Source organism: Boseongicola sp. (assembly GCF_057460485.1).
Genome location: NZ_JBVCWP010000051.1, coordinates 1 through 18,282, shown reverse-complemented (window position 1 = coordinate 18,282; position 18,282 = coordinate 1). Strand labels below are relative to the sequence as shown.

Here is an 18,282-nt window from a genome sequence, read left to right as displayed (position 1 = left end):
GGCGCGTGCCGCAAGGCTTCATGGTGCCTGCGGCGTTTGGGAAAATCAAAAAGCCGGGGCGGCGGGAGTACCTGCGGGCGCGAATAAACGCCGAAGGCGCGGCCGAGGTGTTCCATTCTGAAGGGTCAGGCCGCATTTCCGGCCTCGGCTGGGCAGATGGTCTGGTTGAAATTGGCGACGAAGCCCGGACGATCTTAGAAGGCGATCTTGTCCGCTACATTCCCTACGCCAGCTTTCGCTGATTTCTTTTTGGCTAAAATACTCTCGGGGGAGTTTGAGGGGGCAGACGAGCCCCCTCATCACTGTGATGCCGCAAGGCAGCGCACATCAGTCTTCGACGGGACCGCCCGCTTCTTTCCATGCCGCAAACCCACCGACGTTCGACACGTTTTTATAGCCCATGTCCTTCATTGTCTTGCCGGCTAAAGCCGCCTGACCGCCCGCGCCGCAGAACAATACGATGTCGGCGTCTTTGCTAAGTGCGCCATTGTGCAGATCGTGGGTGTTGTCGGCGCGAAACTCCATCATGCCACGCGGAATACGCAAGGCGCCTGCGATTGTGCCGGAAGCCGCGATCTCGGTGCCGTCGCGCACGTCAACGAAGGTTGTGTTCCCTGCGGCATGTTTGGAAATCCCGTCTTGGGGCGAAATTTTCGGAACGACGGTGTTTGCTTCGTCAAGGTAGTGAGTTGCGGTTTTCATAAAGGGTTCCTCCTGTAAAACTCTGGTTACAGGTAGGGTCCGCCCAGCAAAGTGCAAAGTCCAAATTCAGATATCGTTTATCGTGATGGATAGCGGAGGCGTCTTTCCGCGCTCCAGCCTGCGCGGTTTTGGTGTCTGACTGGATGCCATTCCTCTGACTTGGCGAGGTTTGCACTGTCGGTGGGTCGGCTCCATGTGATGGAAACCAAGTGGCAGAGGACGTCTGAGAAAATGGTGAAGGGCAGGCGCATCCGGAAACTCCGCTGTTGGGCTGTGTCGGCTTCATCTTTGCGCGGTCGGGGACAGATGACCCACTGCTGTCACCCGCCAGAAGCGGATCTATCCGTAAGTCACCCGTAAGTCCCTTGGCAGGGAGCGCGGTCGTAGGGCATTGTGATCTGACTTTTAAACGGTCCAAGGGGCGATTGATTGGCCACTGCATCACTCTTTGCGCGGAAATTGCGGGCTTGGCGGGCGACTGCGGGGCGCAATGGACGCATGACCCAAGAGGCTCTGGCCGAGATGCTTGGGGTCAGTGTCGACGCGATTGGCAAATATGAGCGATCGGTTTCTTTTATTCGCGGCGACCTTGAACCGCGCCTTTCGGACGCGCTTGGCTGGAGCCGTGAAGACATTCTGGCGTGTCGCGAAGACTGGGAGATCCGGCAGCATGCGCGACACGGGCGCGGCTACCGGCTTTTGGACCAGAGCGTTCTGGACGAGGCCTTTGGCGGGTCATTGGAGGCTGCGATTGTCTCGGGGCTTGATATGGCTGACGCCGAGTTCGGGGAGTTGCCAGAGGCTTTTGCCCCTTCGAGGGCGACATTTGTTCCGATGTATATGGCCGTCCGGGATCACTGGGCGATGGTTCTTGAAGGCGATAGGATTGTTGCGAAGTGGGCTTTGCCGTTTCTGCTGCCAGAGGACGAGGCGTTGTTTCGTGCAGGGGAGTATCGCGAGTCGGATATGAAAGTAGATCGTCTGCGGCGCGCGCTCTTGCCGGGCGAGTATTTCGGGTATTGTCCGGCGCTTGTGGTACGCGCCGGGCATGAGGCCGCCAGTCCGCTTTTGCTGTCGTCTTTCGTCACGTTTCTGGAAGGTCTCGCTCGGCGTGACATCTATCTCGGGGGAATTGGAACAGTCTCATGCACAGCGGCGGGTGCTCAGGTTTGCCGGGAACTGGGCATGACGTATCTGGGTGGGCACAAGATCCAGGCAGATTTCGGGGTCTGGGTTCTGGAGGGGGCGGCGATCGCGGGGTCGGTTTTTGGTCGCCGTAGTCCAAGCTTGCGCCGCCGCTATGGTGAGGCGTTCGCCGCGCAGGATCAGACGGATACAAATTCTGGCAAATAGGGAAACCTCAGTTTTCCCTTCACAAGTCACCAGAATCCCTCTAAGGACCGCTCGTCCGGGGAAGGTGCTTTGTAGCTTCTTCGTACATTTCGTCCGAGACGGTGGGTGAGCCGCGCATCTTGCAAAGCTCATAATTCCTACCTGAGACGGGAACCAAGAATAACGTTTTCAGGAGACTGAGGGCGCGATTTTGAAGGACCCGTAAGGACCCGTGGGGTGGCATGAGTTGCCCCCGTGTTGAGCCGGAGGGTCAAACCTCCAAACTTGGAGTGAAACTGTGGATAGAGCCCAGAAAGAGAAAGTGGTCGAGGAACTCGGCCAAATCTTTGAAAGCTCTGGCGTTGTAGTGGTTGCCCACTACGCGGGTATCACGGTTGCTGAGATGCAGGACCTTCGTTCGCGTATGCGAGCGGAAGAGGGGTCCATTCGTGTCGCCAAGAACAGGCTTGCCAAAATCGCCCTTCAAGGAAGCCCAAGCGAAGCGCTTGGGGGACTGCTGACGGGAATGACCGTACTTGCTTATTCCGAAGATCCGACTGCTGCGGCACGGGTTATGGAAAAGTACGCCAAGGACAACAAGAAGTTGGAAATCCTTGGTGGTACTATGGGCGAGACGGCTCTTGATGCCGCCGGTATCAAGGCAGTGGCTGAAATGCCGTCGCGTGAGGAGCTTATTGCTTCGATCGTCGGCTGTATTGGCGCACCTGCTTCGAACATCGCTGGCGCGATTGGCGCACCTGCTTCTAACATCGCGAGCATTCTCTCAACCATCGAGGAGCGCGCCGAAGCGGCGTAATCCTTGTGCCCGCGTGGGGTTAACCTTGCGCGTTGGAACACATCTTAGGAAACGGAAAGCATTAAAATGGCTGATCTGAAAAAACTTGCTGAAGAGATCGTGGGTCTTCCCCTTCTCGAAGCACAAGAACTGAAGACGATCCTGAAGGACGAATACGGCATCGAGCCCGCTGCTGGCGGCGCTGTCATGGTGGCCGGTCCTGCTGGTGGCGAGGGTGATGCTGCTGAAGAGCAGACAGAATTCGACGTCATCTTGAAGGCGGCTGGTGCCTCCAAGATCAACGTGATCAAGGAAGTCCGCGCAATCACAGGTCTCGGCCTGAAAGAAGCCAAGGACCTCGTCGAAGCTGGCGGCAAAGCTGTCAAAGAAGGCGTCTCCAAGGCAGAAGCTGACGAAGTCAAAGGCAAGCTGGAAGCAGCTGGCGCCGAAGTCGAAGTCAAGTAATCTCTTCCGGTCCGCAGGGTTTCCTTGCGGACCAGCCGGGCTATCCGGGGCCAACTTTTGGGGCCTCTGGACGCCGCTACTTTGCCGCAGCCGAGGCAAGCCGTTCCGGCTAGAGGCAGATAACACTCCCTCCTGAACCAGATTTCCGACGAATTGGCGTGTGACGGGCGCATTTTGTATGCCTCGGATAGATTTTCTCGGTGCATCCGGTGTCGTCAGATGAGGCTTGCCAAGCCGCCGCCCGCAAAGCAGACTGTCGTTTATCGCTATTCGCCTCGGGACATCGCCGCTTTTCCGGGCTTAAAAGGAGCGTGTAAATTGCAGTTGTAGTGTCGCTTTCGGTTGAAAGCCGACCAAGTCGTTGTTATCTGGATCGCTCAGGCGGAAATTTGATTCGGTGAGCGCGCAGCCACAAGCATCATAAACCATTGATATTGCCTTATCACAGCGTAACGGAGTGTTGCGCTTTGATAGGGCAGTTAACGTTTCGGGCGAGGGATCTTTGGGAGGTCTCTCTGGTATGGAAGCGGAAACTGTTCCGATCTGGCACTGCTCCGGACGCCCAAACCGGTGGCCGTGCCGATTAAACGGAGATTCATATCCTATGGCAACGACCTTTCTCGGCCAGAAACGTCTTCGCAAGTACTACGGTAAAATTCGTGAAGTTCTTGAGATGCCGAACCTTATTGAGGTTCAAAAATCTTCCTATGACCTTTTCCTTGGGTCCGGCGATCAGCCGGAGCCAATGGACGGCGAAGGCATCATGGGTGTTTTCCAGTCGGTTTTTCCGATCAAGGACTTCAACGAAACGGCCGTTCTCGAGTTCGTAAAGTACGAGCTTGAGAAGCCGAAATACGATGTTGAGGAATGTCAGCAACGTGACATGACCTACAGCGCGCCTTTGAAGGTGACGCTGCGCCTCATCGTATTTGATGTGGACGAAGATACGGGTGCGAAATCGGTTAAGGACATCAAGGAACAAGACGTGTTCATGGGCGACATGCCTTTGATGACGCCGAACGGAACGTTCGTCGTGAACGGTACCGAGCGGGTGATCGTGTCTCAGATGCACCGGTCGCCCGGTGTGTTCTTTGACCACGACAAGGGTAAGACGCATGCGTCTGGTAAGCTTTTGTTTGCTTGCCGTATCATTCCTTACCGTGGCTCCTGGCTCGACTTTGAATTCGACGCGAAAGATAATGTCTTTGCCCGGATCGACCGTCGCCGGAAATTGCCTGTCACGACCCTGCTCTATGCTTTGGGCTTTGACCAAGAAGGCATCATGGATGCCTATTATGATACGGTTAATTTCAAGCTGAAGAAGAACAAGGGTTGGGTTACCAAGTTCTTCCCTCAGCGTGTGCGTGGCACCCGTCCTACGTTTGATCTTGTCGATGCTAAAACCGGTGAAGTGATTGCCGAAGCCGGCAAGAAGATCACTCCGCGCGCGGTGAAGCAGCTGGTTGATGAGGGCAAGGTTAAGGATCTTCTGGTGCCGTTTGATAACCTCATTGGGCGGTTTGCAGCCCGTGACATCATCAACGAAGAAAACGGTGCGATTTATGTCGAAGCCGGGGATGAGTTGACTTGGGAGCTTGATAAAGCGGGCGAAGTCAGTGGCGGTACGCTGAAAGAGCTGATGGATGCAGGGGTCAATGACATCCCGGTTCTGGACATCGACAACATCAATGTCGGTCCTTATATCCGCAACACTCTTGCTGCCGACAAGAACCTTGGCCGTGACACGGCACTGATGGACATCTACCGCGTCATGCGTCCGGGCGAGCCGCCCACCGTGGACGCAGCGTCTGCTTTGTTTGACACGTTGTTCTTCGACAGCGATCGTTATGATCTCTCGGCCGTTGGTCGTGTGAAGATGAATATGCGTCTTGCTCTGGATGCTGAAGACACGCAGCGCACGCTTCGCAAAGAAGACATCGTTGCCTGTATCAAGGCATTGGTCGAGCTTCGCGACGGCAAGGGCGATATCGACGATATTGACCACCTTGGTAACCGCCGCGTCCGCTCGGTTGGTGAATTGATGGAGAACCAGTATCGCGTTGGACTGCTTCGGATGGAGCGCGCGATCAAGGAGCGTATGTCATCGGTCGAGATCGACACGGTGATGCCGCAGGATCTGATCAACGCCAAGCCTGCTGCTGCAGCCGTTCGTGAGTTCTTCGGCTCGTCGCAGCTGTCGCAGTTTATGGACCAAACCAACCCGCTTTCGGAAGTCACGCACAAGCGTCGTCTTTCCGCGCTTGGGCCCGGTGGTCTGACACGTGAACGTGCGGGCTTTGAAGTGCGCGACGTGCACCCGACGCACTATGGTCGTATGTGCCCGATTGAAACGCCGGAAGGGCCGAATATTGGTCTTATTAACTCGCTTGCGACGTTCGCTCGCGTGAACAAGTACGGCTTCATCGAAACGCCGTATCGCAAGGTGATCGACACCAAGGTAACGGACGAGGTTATCTATCTGTCGGCCACAGAAGAAATGCGGCACACCGTGGCGCAAGCGAACGCGAACCTTGATGAGAACGGCAAATTCGTAAATGACCTCGTAAACACCCGAAAATCGGGTGACTACACGATGTCACAGCGCGAAAATGTTGATCTGATTGACGTTTCACCCAAGCAGCTGGTGTCGGTTGCGGCCTCGCTTATTCCGTTTCTTGAAAACGATGACGCGAACCGTGCCTTGATGGGCTCGAACATGCAGCGTCAGGCGGTTCCTTTGTTGCAAGCGGAAGCTCCGCTGGTTGGCACGGGCATCGAAGAAGTTGTGGCCAAGGACTCTGGCGCGGCAATCATGGCGAAGCGTGCGGGCATCATCGACCAGGTCGACGCTCAGCGTATCGTTGTGCGCGCAACAGCTGATCTTGAGCCGGGCGATCCGGGTGTGGACATCTATCGTCTGCGCAAGTTCCAGCGGTCGAACCAGAACACCTGTATTAACCAGCGTCCGCTGGTCAAGGTGGGTGACACGGTTGGCAAGACAGAAGTAATTGCGGACGGTCCGTCCACCGATATTGGTGAATTGGCCCTTGGTAAGAACGTCGTCGTCGCCTTCATGCCGTGGAATGGCTACAACTATGAGGACTCGATCCTGATCTCCGAGCGCATCGTGCGTGACGACGTGTTTACGTCAATCCACATTGATGAATTCGAAGTCGCGGCCCGTGACACGAAGCTTGGGCCGGAAGAGATTACCCGCGACATCCCGAACGTTGGTGAAGAAGCGCTGCGCAACCTCGACGAGGCTGGAATCGTTTATATCGGCGCGGAAGTGGGGCCGGCGGATATTCTGGTCGGGAAGATCACACCAAAGGGCGAAAGCCCGATGACGCCGGAAGAAAAGCTTCTGCGCGCCATCTTTGGTGAGAAAGCATCCGACGTGCGTGACACGTCTTTACGTCTGCCGCCGGGTGATTTCGGAACGATCGTTGAGGTTCGTGTCTTTAACCGGCACGGCGTCGAAAAAGACGAGCGTGCGCTTCAGATCGAGCGTGAAGAAGTCGAGCGTCTGGCCCGTGACCGGGACGATGAATTGGGCATCCTTGAGCGCAACATCTATTCGCGTCTGAAGGACGGCCTTCTGGGCAAAGTTGCTGTGAAGGGTCCGAAAGGCGTGAAGCCGAAGTCGAAGATCGACGAAGACCTTCTTGAACAGTTGTCTCGTGGTCAGTGGTGGCAGCTTGCTATCGCTGACGAGAAGGAAGCGCAGCAGATCGAAGCCCTGAATGCGCAGTACGAAGCACAAAAGCGTGCTTTGGATCACCGCTTTGAGGACAAGGTCGAGAAAGTCCGTCGTGGTGACGATCTTCCGCCGGGTGTGATGAAGATGGTCAAAGTCTTTGTGGCCGTGAAGCGCAAGCTTCAGCCGGGCGACAAGATGGCTGGTCGTCACGGCAACAAAGGTGTGATCTCGAAGGTTGTTCCGATGGAGGACATGCCGTTCCTTGGGGATGGGACGCCGGTGGACTTCGTTTTGAACCCGCTGGGTGTGCCTTCGCGCATGAACGTCGGTCAGATCCTTGAAACCCACATGGGTTGGGCATCGCGCGGTCTGGGTATCCAGATTGACGAAGCTTTGGGCGAATACCGTCGTTCGGGCGATATGACTCCGGTCCGTGATGCGATGAAGATCGCTTATGGTGACAACGTCTATGACGAGGGCATCAAGGATCTCAGCGAAGATCGTCTGCTTGAAGTTGCGGGCAACGCAACAAATGGTGTGCCGATTGCAACGCCGGTCTTTGACGGTGCGAAAGAAGCTGACGTGAACGATGCGCTGACACGCGCTGGGTTCAGCCAAAGCGGTCAATCGGACTTGTTCGATGGTCGTACAGGCGAGAAGTTTGCGCGGCAGGTGACGGTCGGTATCAAGTACCTTCTGAAGCTGCACCACCTTGTCGATGACAAGATCCACGCGCGATCAACCGGGCCTTACAGCCTTGTCACGCAGCAGCCTCTGGGTGGTAAAGCCCAGTTCGGCGGTCAGCGTTTCGGGGAGATGGAAGTCTGGGCGCTGGAAGCCTACGGTGCGGCATACACGCTTCAGGAGATGCTCACTGTCAAGTCGGACGACGTTGCAGGCCGTACCAAGGTCTACGAGTCGATTGTCAAAGGCGAGGACAACTTTGAAGCGGGCGTGCCCGAAAGCTTCAACGTTCTGGTCAAGGAAGTCCGAGGCCTCGGTCTAAACATGGAACTCCTGGATGCGGTGGAGGATGACGAGTGACGGTTTTCGTCACTCCCACCTTCTCCAACGCCAGCCTCTAAGGAAAAAGCATGAACCAGGAACTGACAACAAACCCGTTTAACCCGCTTGCGCCCGTTAAAACGTTCGACGAGATCAAAATCTCTCTGGCGTCACCCGAGCGTATTCTTTCGTGGTCCTACGGCGAGATCAAAAAGCCCGAGACGATCAACTACCGGACGTTCAAGCCTGAACGCGACGGTCTGTTCTGCGCGCGGATTTTTGGCCCGATCAAAGACTACGAATGTCTTTGCGGTAAATATAAGCGCATGAAGTATCGCGGCGTTGTCTGCGAGAAATGCGGTGTTGAGGTGACGCTTCAGAAGGTGCGTCGCGAGCGGATGGGCCATATCGAATTGGCTGCTCCTGTCGCGCACATCTGGTTCCTGAAGTCGCTGCCGTCGCGCATCGGTCTGATGCTTGACATGACGCTGCGTGATCTTGAGCGTATCCTCTATTTCGAGAACTACGTCGTGATAGAGCCCGGCCTGACGGACCTGCAATACGGTCAGTTGATGTCGGAAGAGGAGTTCATGGACGCGCAAGATGCCTATGGCATGGACGCGTTTACCGCGAACATTGGCGCCGAAGCTATCCGCGAGATGTTGCAGAACATCGACCTTGAGTCCGAGGCCGAGCAGCTGCGCGCTGATCTGGCTGTCGCAACGGGTGAATTGAAGCCGAAGAAGATCATCAAGCGTCTGAAGATCGTTGAAAGCTTCATCGAGTCGGGCAACCGTCCCGAATGGATGGTTCTGACCGTGATCCCTGTGATCCCTCCGGAACTGCGTCCGCTGGTGCCGCTTGACGGTGGCCGGTTCGCGACGTCGGACCTGAACGATCTTTATCGCCGCGTAATTAACCGGAACAACCGTCTGAAGCGCCTGATCGAGCTTCGTGCGCCAGATATCATTGTGCGGAACGAAAAGCGGATGCTGCAGGAATCTGTGGATGCGCTGTTTGACAACGGACGCCGCGGTCGCGTCATCACGGGTGCCAACAAGCGTCCTCTGAAGTCGCTTTCCGATATGCTGAAGGGTAAGCAGGGGCGTTTCCGTCAGAACCTTTTGGGTAAGCGGGTCGACTTCTCGGGTCGTTCGGTCATCGTGACTGGTCCTGAATTGAAACTGCACCAGTGTGGTTTGCCGAAGAAGATGGCGCTCGAGCTGTTCAAGCCGTTCATCTATTCGCGTCTTGAAGCCAAAGGTCTGTCATCGACCGTGAAGCAAGCGAAGAAGCTTGTCGAAAAAGAGCGTCCCGAAGTTTGGGATATTCTCGACGAGGTTATCCGCGAGCACCCGGTTCTGTTGAACCGTGCGCCAACGCTTCACCGTCTTGGCATTCAGGCGTTCGAGCCTGTTTTGATCGAAGGTAAAGCAATCCAGCTGCACCCGCTTGTCTGTTCGGCGTTCAACGCTGACTTCGACGGTGACCAGATGGCTGTTCACGTGCCTTTGTCGCTTGAAGCACAGCTTGAAGCCCGCGTTCTGATGATGTCGACGAACAACGTTCTGTCGCCAGCAAACGGCGCGCCGATCATCGTTCCATCGCAGGACATGATCCTTGGTCTCTATTACGTTTCGATGGAGCGCCAGGGCATGAAAGGCGAAGGCATGGTCTTCACCGATGCCGACGAAGTTCAGCATGCATTGGATGCAGGCGAAGTGCACCTGCACTCCAAGATCAAAGCGCGCGTGAAGCAGATCGACGACGAAGGTCAGGAAGTTATCGTGCGTTTTGACACGACCCCCGGTCGCATCAAGCTGGGCGCACTTTTGCCACTGAATGCAAAGGCTCCGTTCAGCTTGATAAACCGCCTTCTGCGCAAGAAAGAAGTGCAGCAGGTCATCGACACCGTCTACCGTTATTGCGGTCAGAAAGAGTCTGTAATCTTCTGTGACCACATCATGACGATGGGTTTCCGCGAAGCGTTCAAGGCAGGCATTTCGTTCGGTAAGGACGACATGGTTATCCCGGACAGCAAGTGGACTATCGTTGATACGGTCCGCGATCAGGTCAAAGAGTTCGAAAAACAGTACATGGACGGTCTGATCACTCAGGGTGAGAAGTACAACAAAGTTGTCGATGCATGGTCGAAGTGTTCGGATGACGTAGCTGACGCGATGATGGGCGAAATCTCGTCCGTTAAGATCGATGATGCCGGCGCCGAGAAAGAACCGAACAGCGTTTATATGATGTCGCACTCCGGTGCGCGTGGCTCGCCTGCACAGATGAAGCAGCTTGGCGGTATGCGTGGTCTGATGGCCAAGCCGTCGGGTGAGATCATCGAAACGCCGATCATCTCGAACTTTAAAGAAGGTCTGACGGTTCTTGAGTACTTTAACTCCACCCACGGTGCCCGGAAGGGTCTTGCGGATACGGCGTTGAAGACTGCGAACTCGGGGTATCTGACGCGTCGTCTTGTTGACGTCGCACAGGATTGCATCGTTCGTATGCATGACTGTGGCACCGAACTTGCGATCACGGCAGAGCCCGCGATCAACGACGGTGAAGTCGTCGCAACCTTGGGTGAGCGTATTCTGGGCCGTGTGTCTGCAGAGGACGTACTGGCTCCTGGCACCGATGAGGTGTTGTTGACCAAGGGCGAGCTGATCGACGAGCGTAAAGCTGATCTGGTCGAGCGGGCGAAAGTTCCGACAATGCGGATGCGGTCACCATTGACCTGCGAAGCGGAAGAAGGCGTTTGCGCCATGTGTTATGGTCGTGACCTTGCGCGTGGTACTTTGGTGAACCAGGGCGAGGCGGTCGGTATCATCGCGGCTCAGTCCATCGGCGAACCAGGCACGCAGCTGACGATGCGGACGTTCCACATCGGCGGCATTGCTCAGGGTGGTCAGCAGTCGTTCCTTGAAGCATCTCAGGACGGTAAGATCTTGTTCAAGAACTCGAACCTTCTTGCCAACGATGCGGGCGAAGAGATCGTCATGGGTCGTAACATGCAGCTTGTCATCATTGACGAGAATAGCATTGAGCGGGCCAGCCATAAGTTGACGTACGGCACCAAGGTCTTCCCGAAAGAGGGCGACACGGTAGCGCGCGGCGACAAGTTGTTCGAGTGGGACCCGTACACACTTCCGATTATCGCCGAAAAGGCGGGTGCTGTGCGTTTTGTTGATCTTGTTTCGGGCATTTCGGTGCGCGATGAGACCGACGACGCAACCGGCATGACGCAGAAGATCGTGACTGACTGGCGTTCTGCGCCAAAGGGCAGCGATCTGAAGCCTGAAGTGATCCTTGTGGGGAGCGACGGTGAGCCAGTGCGCAACGAAGCCGGTAATCCGATCACCTATCCAATGTCGGTCGACGCGATTTTGTCGATTGAAGAAGGCTCGGATGTGAGGGCGGGTGACGTGATTGCGCGTATTCCGCGTGAAGGTGCGAAGACGAAGGACATCACCGGTGGTCTGCCGCGTGTTGCTGAACTCTTCGAGGCACGTCGTCCTAAGGACCACGCGATCATCGCTGAGATCGACGGCTATGTGAGATTCGGACGCGACTATAAGAACAAGCGCCGGATTTCGATCGAAGCGGCCGAAGAAGGCGCGGATGCAGTCGAATACATGGTGCCGAAAGGCAAACACATCCCCGTGCAAGAAGGCGACTTCGTGCAGAAGGGCGACTACATCATGGACGGCAATCCGGCGCCGCATGACATCCTGTCCATTATGGGTGTCGAGGCGCTTGCTGACTACATGATCGACGAGGTGCAGGACGTTTATCGTCTTCAGGGCGTTAAGATTAACGACAAGCACATCGAAGTCATCGTGCGTCAGATGCTTCAGAAGTGGGAGATCCAGGATTCTGGGGAAACTACGCTTTTGAAGGGCGAGCATGTCGACAAAGCTGAGTTCGATGCGGCGAACGAGAAAGCAACGGCCGAAGGTCGTCGTATGGCACAGGGCGAGCCGATCCTTCTGGGGATCACCAAGGCGTCCTTGCAGACACGTTCGTTCATCTCTGCAGCGTCGTTCCAGGAAACCACGCGGGTTCTGACCGAAGCTTCGGTTCAGGGTAAGCGCGACACGCTGGTCGGTCTGAAAGAGAACGTCATCGTGGGTCGTCTGATCCCGGCGGGTACTGGTGGGGCAACTCAGCAAGTTCGTCGCGTGGCAGCTGAGCGTGACCTAAAGGTCATTCAGGAAGCGCGCGCCGAGGCGGAAGCTGCGGCAGCGCTTGCTGCACCAGTGATGGAAGACATCGAGGTGACGGAGATTGACACCGATCTGGTGGAGACCCCGGAGAGCCGCGACTGATAGTCGTCGCCCTGTAGAATTGAAAAAGCCCCGCATTTTGCGGGGCTTTTTTATGGTGTCGGGGTTCGGCGGCCGCGAGGGATCGGGAGTCGGAAGCCCCTCGTGAATTCCGAGATATTCCTGGACTGCGAACGCGTATTTTTTATGAAACGCCTGCGAAAATCTTGAATTTTTATGGATGTTTCTGCTGCACGCTGCGCCATTCACGGTGCAGGGAAACCCAAAATTTTTTGAATTTACCACTGAAGGTCAGCGCTTCAGGGCTTCACAAAGGCTCACTTGGTCTAATTGTAATTTTTTTTTGACAACGATGATGGAAGTGAAAGTGACAGGTGCGTCAACTTGACGCCAGTGATGTTTCTCGTGGGCACGTTGCTGACAGGACTGGGGGCGGGATTGTTCGGCCATGCAACTTTGACGGCGTCTATTCGTCTTGCGCCTAAAGACCGCATTGGTCTGGCGCTTGGGGGGCGGTACAGGCGACGGCGGCTGGGGTAGGCATCGCTCTTGCGGGTATCGTTCGCGACGTGATCTTAAGGGCTCAAGGCGCTGGATTGACGCCAAACACGCCCTATAATGTGGTATTCACGATTGAAGCTTTGGTCCTGGCAATTGTTGTGGGGCTTCCAATGGCATCCCGGGCGCGTCGCGCACAGCAAACAGACGTGCACCGGACCGGCGCGACGACCACAAACAGTCAGAGACTGTGGAGGTATCATGACACCGGTAATCATGCGGTATTTCGACAGCGTAGAGCAGGCCCGTTCGGTCAAATACGAACGTGTGCGCCATAGAGGGTTTTCTTTGAGGATCTTAAGTTTTTATGAAGAGGTCGATGGTCTTGTGGACGCGCTGAACGCGTAATCTGTCGAGATTGAAACCGCCCGGGCCTATGAAGAGCGTATGGCAAGGGGGCGGTGCGGTCATTTTGGTCAGGGCTGGCTACAAGCCGCTCAGCGTGCCTAATACAACACGTGAAGTGATGGCCGAGATGGGCGCTGCCGACATGGGCAGCTTGACCGAAGAGATTTACGTCAAGGATCAGCTGCGCCCGATGCTCAGCATCCATGCGGACCATCCTCTTATGCTGTCGTGCCCAAGCGATCCGACGAGCCGTAGCCTTCCGATGGCCGACTGGCCGATCCCTTTAGCCGTCACAAGCCATTTGCCGAAACGCTGTTTCCACGCCATGCCCGGATGGCTAATTTCCCATGGCCACCGCTGATGAGCGACTCTGAGATTTCGGTTTCCAAGATGCTGGGAATTCCGACAGTGATCCGGCGCTAGCCCGGTCAAAAAAACTACGGAAGGCTATCAGATACTACAATTCGCTGGCTGGGCATTCTCATTCCAACTAAGCCTCACCGCATGACTTTGACCCCCAATCTTCGCGGCGCGCTTTTGATGACGGGGGCGATGACGGCGTTTACTGTCAATGATGCGTTCATGAAGCTGTTAAGCGACCATGTGCCTTTCTTTCAGTTGCTGTTCCTCAGAAGCGGCGCTGTCGTTGTGTTGATTGGCTTGATGGCCTGGCGGGCAGGGGCGTTTTCGGCTCCGGTGTCTTCAAAAGACAAAGCGCTTATCGGTCTGCGAACTGTGGCAGAGATCGGGTCGGCGTACTTTTTCCTGAATGCGTTGTTCAATCTTCCGATAGCGAATGTCACGGCGATCATTCAGGCGCTGCCGCTGACGGTCACGCTTGGGGCGGCCCTGGTTCTGAGAGAGCAAGTCGGGTGGCGACGGTTCCTTGCGATCGGAGTTGGGTTCGCCGGCGTGATGATCATTGTCAGGCCGGGGAGTGACGGGTTCACGATCTACTCGGCCTATGGGTTGCTGGCTGTGGTTTGTGTGACTGCGCGCGACCTTGCGGCGCGCAAGCTGAACGCTGAGGTGCCGTCGTTGATGGTTGCTTTTGTGGCAGGTGCCGGCGTGTTGCTGTTTTCGGCAACGGGGGCCGCGTTCATTGACTGGCAGCCTATGGGGCGCGGTGATTTCGTGCTTTTAGCTTTCGCGGTGTTTGCGATCATCGGTGGCTATCTGTTCTCGGTCATGGCGATGCGAGTCGGCGAGATCGGAGCAGTGGCGCCGTTCCGATACACATCGCTTTTGGCTGCTCTTCTGCTTGGGGTTTTTGTTTTCGGCGAGTGGCCGGACACTTGGACGCAGATCGGGGCAATGATCGTTGTTGCGACCGGGCTTTTCACCCTTTGGCGCGAGCGAAAATCGGCGCGCGGGACACCTAAGGGCATTCGGGTGCGATAAGGGCCTCGGGCGCTGTTGACAGTACTGGCGACTCTGGCTAGAACGCGCCCACTTGGCCTCTCGGGTTGATCGCCTGACATGCCTTTAACAGATGTAAGTGGTCACGATCCGGACTGAATGGTCCCGATCCTCTGGATACCCACCGCGTGCCCCCGAAGATTGGGAGCGCTGCGGTTTACTGCGTTGTCGTGGACGCACGAAGACGCGACGACGAGCCGGGGCATGCGCGCCCCAGAATTTAAGATGGCCGGCGATACGCGCGGGTCGAAACAGATAAGTGTTGCAACACGGGGAAGACGAGCCCAATGCCAACGATCCAACAGCTGATCCGGAAACCCCGGCAGCCCAAAGTAAAACGCTCGAAGTCGCTGCACCTTGAGGGATGTCCTCAAAAACGTGGTGTATGTACGCGGGTGTATACAACGACACCGAAGAAGCCGAACTCGGCCATGCGGAAGGTTGCCAAAGTGCGCCTGACAAATGGTTTCGAGGTCATCAGCTATATCCCGGGTGAGAGCCACAACCTTCAGGAGCACTCTGTGGTTCTGATCCGTGGCGGCCGGGTAAAAGACCTTCCTGGTGTTCGTTATCACATTCTGCGCGGTGTTCTGGATACCCAGGGCGTCAAAGACCGTAAGCAGCGTCGTTCGAAGTACGGCGCTAAGCGTCCGAAGTAAGAGGAATACGAGATGTCCCGTCGTCACGCCGCCGAGAAGCGCGAAGTTCTGCCCGATGCCAAGTATGGCGACCGGGTTCTGACAAAGTTCATGAACAACCTCATGGTTGATGGTAAGAAATCCATCGCCGAACGCATCGTTTACAATGCGTTTGAGCGGGTTGAAGACCGCCTGAAGAAGTCTCCGTTGGAAGTTTTCCACGAAGGCCTCGAGCTCATCAAGCCATCGGTCGAGGTTCGCTCGCGCCGTGTGGGTGGTGCAACCTATCAGGTGCCTGTCGAAGTGCGTCCCGAGCGTCGCGAAGCGTTGGCCATTCGCTGGCTGATCGCTGCTGCGAAGTCCCGCAACGAGAACACCATGGAAGAGCGTCTTGCCGGTGAAATGGCAGATGCGGTGAATGGTCGTGGCTCTGCGGTGAAAAAGCGCGAAGACACCCATAAGATGGCCGACGCCAACAAAGCGTTCAGCCACTACCGCTGGTAAAGACTTTCAGGAGCAGCCCTAATGGCACGCGAATATCCTCTCGAGCGCTACCGTAACTTCGGGATCATGGCGCATATTGACGCCGGCAAGACCACGTGTTCCGAGCGCATCCTTTTTTATACAGGCAAGTCGCACAACATTGGCGAAGTGCACGATGGCGCTGCGACCATGGACTGGATGGAGCAAGAGCAGGAACGTGGCATCACGATCACGTCCGCTGCGACCACCACGTTCTGGGAGCGCACTGAGGACGGCGACACCCCTGACTCGGCTAAGCACCGCCTGAACATCATCGACACCCCTGGCCACGTTGACTTCACTATCGAAGTTGAACGTTCGCTTGCGGTTCTTGACGGAGCGGTTTGTGTTCTGGACGCCAACGCCGGTGTCGAGCCGCAGACTGAAACAGTTTGGCGTCAGGCTGACCGTTACAAGGTTCCGCGGATCGTGTTCGTGAATAAGATGGACAAAATCGGCGCTGACTTCTTCAACTGCGTTCACATGATCCAAGACCGTACAGGGGCCACGCCATGCCCGATCCAGATCCCAATTGGGGCAGAGACCGAGCTGGAAGGCATGATCGACCTTGTCACCATGGAAGAATGGGTCTGGGAAGGCGAAGATCTGGGCGCGTCCTGGGTCAAAAAGCCGATCCGTGACAGCTTGAAGGCGCAAGCCGATGAATGGCGTGCCAAGATGATCGAAGTTGCCGTCGAAATGGACGACGACGAGATGGAAAAATATCTAATGGACGGCGCTGAGCCGGACGTTCCAACTTTGCGACGCCTTATTCGTGCTGGCACTTTGGCCATTAAATTCATCCCTGTTATGTGTGGATCTGCGTTTAAGAATAAAGGTGTTCAGCCGCTTCTCAACGCTGTGATCGACTACCTGCCAAGCCCAATCGACGTTGTCGACTACATGGGCTTCAAGCCGGGCGACGACACCGAGACCCGTAACATCCCGCGTCGTGCTGATGACAGCATGCCGTTCTCGGGACTTGCGTTCAAAATCATGAACGACCCGTTCGTGGGGACTTTGACCTTCGTGCGCGCCTATTCGGGCACGCTTTCGAAGGGCGACACGATGCTGAACTCGACAAAAGGCAACACCGAGCGTGTTGGCCGGATGATGATGATGCACTCGAACGACCGCGACGAAATCACCGAAGCATTTGCTGGTGACATCATCGCGCTTGGTGGCCTGAAGAACACAACGACTGGCGATACTCTTTGCGACAAGAGCGATCCGGTCGTTCTGGAAACTATGACGTTTCCTGATCCCGTTATCGAGATCGCGGTCGAGCCGAAAACAAAGGCTGACCAGGAGAAGATGTCCTTGGGTCTGCAGCGTCTGGCTGCCGAGGACCCGTCTTTCCGCGTTGAGACCGACATCGAGTCGGGTCAGACGATCATGAAGGGTATGGGCGAACTTCACCTCGATATCCTCGTTGACCGTTTGAAGCGTGAATTCAAAGTTGAAGCGAACATTGGTGCGCCTCAGGTGGCTTACCGCGAGACGATTTCGCGCGAGACCGAGCACACCTACACCCACAAGAAACAGTCGGGTGGTTCGGGTCAATTTGCTGAAGTGAAGATGATTATCACTCCGACAGCTCCGGGCGAAGGGTATTCCTTCGAAAGCAAGATTGTTGGTGGTGCGGTGCCAAAGGAATACATTCCGGGCGTCGAAAAGGGTGTAAAGTCGGTTATGGACTCCGGTCCGCTTGCTGGCTTCCCGGTCATCGACTTCAAGGTTCAGCTGATCGACGGTAAATTCCACGACGTGGACTCGTCCGTTCTTGCCTTTGAAATCGCCGCACGTCAGTGGATGCGCGAAGCGATGAAGAAAGCGGGCGCCAAGATGCTCGAGCCGATCATGAAGGTCGAAGTTGTGACGCCAGAAGACTACACCGGCAGCATCATCGGCGATCTTACATCGCGCCGGGGTCAGGTGACCGGTCAGGATCCACGCGGCAATGCGATTGCGATCGACTGTATGGTGCCGCTGGCAAATATGTTTGGCTATATCAATAACTTGCGTTCGATGTCTTCGGGCCGTGCGCAGTTTACGATGCAGTTCGATCACTACGAAGCGGTCCCGCAAAACATTAGTGAAGAAATTCAGTCCAAGTACGCGTAAGCGCGTTCTTGGTCAGTAGAAGACAGACAGGAGGCCATCATGGCAAAGGCAAAGTTTGAACGTAACAAACCGCACGTTAACATTGGCACGATTGGTCACGTTGACCACGGCAAGACGACGCTGACTGCGGCGATCACGAAGTATTTCGGTGACTTCCAGGCGTATGACAAGATTGATGGCGCGCCGGAAGAGAAGGCACGCGGGATCACCATTTCGACGGCACACGTCGAATATGAAACCGAAGCACGCCACTATGCGCACGTCGATTGCCCGGGCCACGCTGACTATGTGAAGAACATGATCACCGGTGCGGCTCAGATGGACGGCGCCATTCTGGTTGTGAACGCAGCTGACGGCCCAATGCCACAGACGCGCGAGCACATC

Annotated in this window: 13 protein-coding genes and 2 pseudogenes; 14 read left to right on the top strand and 1 reads right to left on the bottom strand. The window is 56.0% G+C overall.

Annotated features, from left to right (window positions below; translation table 11 throughout):
• Positions 1 to 242 (top strand): annotated as a pseudogene (locus AC221Y_RS08630) (molybdopterin molybdenumtransferase MoeA); the annotation flags it as partial.
• An 85-nt stretch (positions 243 to 327) separates the two neighbouring features.
• Here AC221Y_RS08630 and AC221Y_RS08625 read toward each other — a convergent pair.
• Positions 328 to 702 carry a rhodanese-like domain-containing protein gene (locus AC221Y_RS08625; protein WP_299753691.1) on the bottom strand — a complete coding sequence of 125 codons (375 nt, stop codon included), beginning with the start codon at positions 700 to 702 and terminating at the stop codon, positions 328 to 330.
• Between the two features lie 429 nt (positions 703 to 1,131).
• Here AC221Y_RS08625 and AC221Y_RS08620 point away from each other — a divergent pair, with 429 nt between their 5' ends.
• The 13 genes and pseudogenes from AC221Y_RS08620 to AC221Y_RS08560 all read left to right on the top strand — a co-directional run.
• Positions 1,132 to 2,055: a helix-turn-helix domain-containing protein gene (locus AC221Y_RS08620; protein ID WP_299753690.1), complete on the top strand. Its 924-nt coding sequence runs from the start codon at positions 1,132 to 1,134 to the stop codon at positions 2,053 to 2,055.
• A 277-nt stretch (positions 2,056 to 2,332) separates the two neighbouring features.
• A complete protein-coding gene (rplJ, locus tag AC221Y_RS08615) occupies positions 2,333 to 2,851 on the top strand; it encodes a 50S ribosomal protein L10 (protein ID WP_299753689.1) in 519 nt (172 codons plus the stop codon).
• A 66-nt stretch (positions 2,852 to 2,917) separates the two neighbouring features.
• Complete coding sequence (rplL, locus tag AC221Y_RS08610) at positions 2,918 to 3,295, top strand: 50S ribosomal protein L7/L12 (RefSeq protein WP_486707173.1); 378 nt, start codon at positions 2,918 to 2,920, stop codon at positions 3,293 to 3,295.
• 604 nt (positions 3,296 to 3,899) lie between these two features.
• Positions 3,900 to 8,039, top strand: a complete 4,140-nt coding sequence (gene rpoB, locus AC221Y_RS08605) for a DNA-directed RNA polymerase subunit beta (protein WP_299753687.1) — start codon at positions 3,900 to 3,902, stop codon at positions 8,037 to 8,039.
• 50 nt (positions 8,040 to 8,089) lie between these two features.
• A complete protein-coding gene (gene rpoC, locus AC221Y_RS08600) occupies positions 8,090 to 12,331 on the top strand; it encodes a DNA-directed RNA polymerase subunit beta' (protein ID WP_486707172.1) in 4,242 nt (1,413 codons plus the stop codon).
• Positions 12,332 to 12,685: 354 nt separating this feature from the next.
• A pseudogene (locus AC221Y_RS08595) lies at positions 12,686 to 12,936 on the top strand (PucC family protein); the annotation flags it as partial.
• A 112-nt stretch (positions 12,937 to 13,048) separates the two neighbouring features.
• A complete protein-coding gene (locus AC221Y_RS08590) occupies positions 13,049 to 13,195 on the top strand; it encodes a hypothetical protein (RefSeq protein WP_299753685.1) in 147 nt (48 codons plus the stop codon).
• Positions 13,196 to 13,289: 94 nt separating this feature from the next.
• Positions 13,290 to 13,556 (top strand): hypothetical protein, encoded by a 267-nt coding sequence (locus AC221Y_RS08585; RefSeq protein WP_299753684.1) that lies wholly within the window; start codon positions 13,290 to 13,292, stop codon positions 13,554 to 13,556.
• Between the two features lie 143 nt (positions 13,557 to 13,699).
• A complete protein-coding gene (locus tag AC221Y_RS08580; RefSeq protein WP_299753683.1) occupies positions 13,700 to 14,596 on the top strand; it encodes a DMT family transporter in 897 nt (298 codons plus the stop codon).
• A gap of 305 nt (positions 14,597 to 14,901) precedes the next feature.
• The gene (gene rpsL, locus AC221Y_RS08575; RefSeq protein WP_076980154.1) at positions 14,902 to 15,273 is read left to right on the top strand and encodes a 30S ribosomal protein S12; all 372 of its coding nucleotides are present in this window, start codon (positions 14,902 to 14,904) and stop codon (positions 15,271 to 15,273) included.
• Positions 15,274 to 15,285: 12 nt separating this feature from the next.
• Positions 15,286 to 15,756 (top strand): 30S ribosomal protein S7, encoded by a 471-nt coding sequence (gene rpsG, locus AC221Y_RS08570; RefSeq protein ID WP_486707171.1) that lies wholly within the window; start codon positions 15,286 to 15,288, stop codon positions 15,754 to 15,756.
• 21 nt (positions 15,757 to 15,777) lie between these two features.
• Positions 15,778 to 17,898 (top strand): elongation factor G, encoded by a 2,121-nt coding sequence (fusA, locus tag AC221Y_RS08565; protein WP_486707170.1) that lies wholly within the window; start codon positions 15,778 to 15,780, stop codon positions 17,896 to 17,898.
• Between the two features lie 39 nt (positions 17,899 to 17,937).
• Positions 17,938 to 18,282: GTP-binding protein (locus AC221Y_RS08560; protein WP_486706609.1), on the top strand; the 345-nt coding region annotated here is incomplete at its 3' end.

Excerpts from the sequence above, each read along its gene's own strand:
- AC221Y_RS08625 (WP_299753691.1), bottom strand. The coding sequence starts at position 702 with ATGAAAACCGCAACTCACTACCTTGACGAAGCAAACACCGTCGTTCCG.
- rplL (WP_486707173.1), top strand. The coding sequence starts at position 2,918 with ATGGCTGATCTGAAAAAACTTGCTGAAGAGATCGTGGGTCTTCCCCTT.
- rpoB (WP_299753687.1), top strand. The coding sequence starts at position 3,900 with ATGGCAACGACCTTTCTCGGCCAGAAACGTCTTCGCAAGTACTACGGT.
- rpoC (WP_486707172.1), top strand. The coding sequence starts at position 8,090 with ATGAACCAGGAACTGACAACAAACCCGTTTAACCCGCTTGCGCCCGTT.
- AC221Y_RS08590 (WP_299753685.1), top strand. The coding sequence starts at position 13,049 with ATGACACCGGTAATCATGCGGTATTTCGACAGCGTAGAGCAGGCCCGT.
- AC221Y_RS08580 (WP_299753683.1), top strand. The coding sequence starts at position 13,700 with ATGACTTTGACCCCCAATCTTCGCGGCGCGCTTTTGATGACGGGGGCG.
- rpsL (WP_076980154.1), top strand. The coding sequence starts at position 14,902 with ATGCCAACGATCCAACAGCTGATCCGGAAACCCCGGCAGCCCAAAGTA.
- rpsG (WP_486707171.1), top strand. The coding sequence starts at position 15,286 with ATGTCCCGTCGTCACGCCGCCGAGAAGCGCGAAGTTCTGCCCGATGCC.
- fusA (WP_486707170.1), top strand. The coding sequence starts at position 15,778 with ATGGCACGCGAATATCCTCTCGAGCGCTACCGTAACTTCGGGATCATG.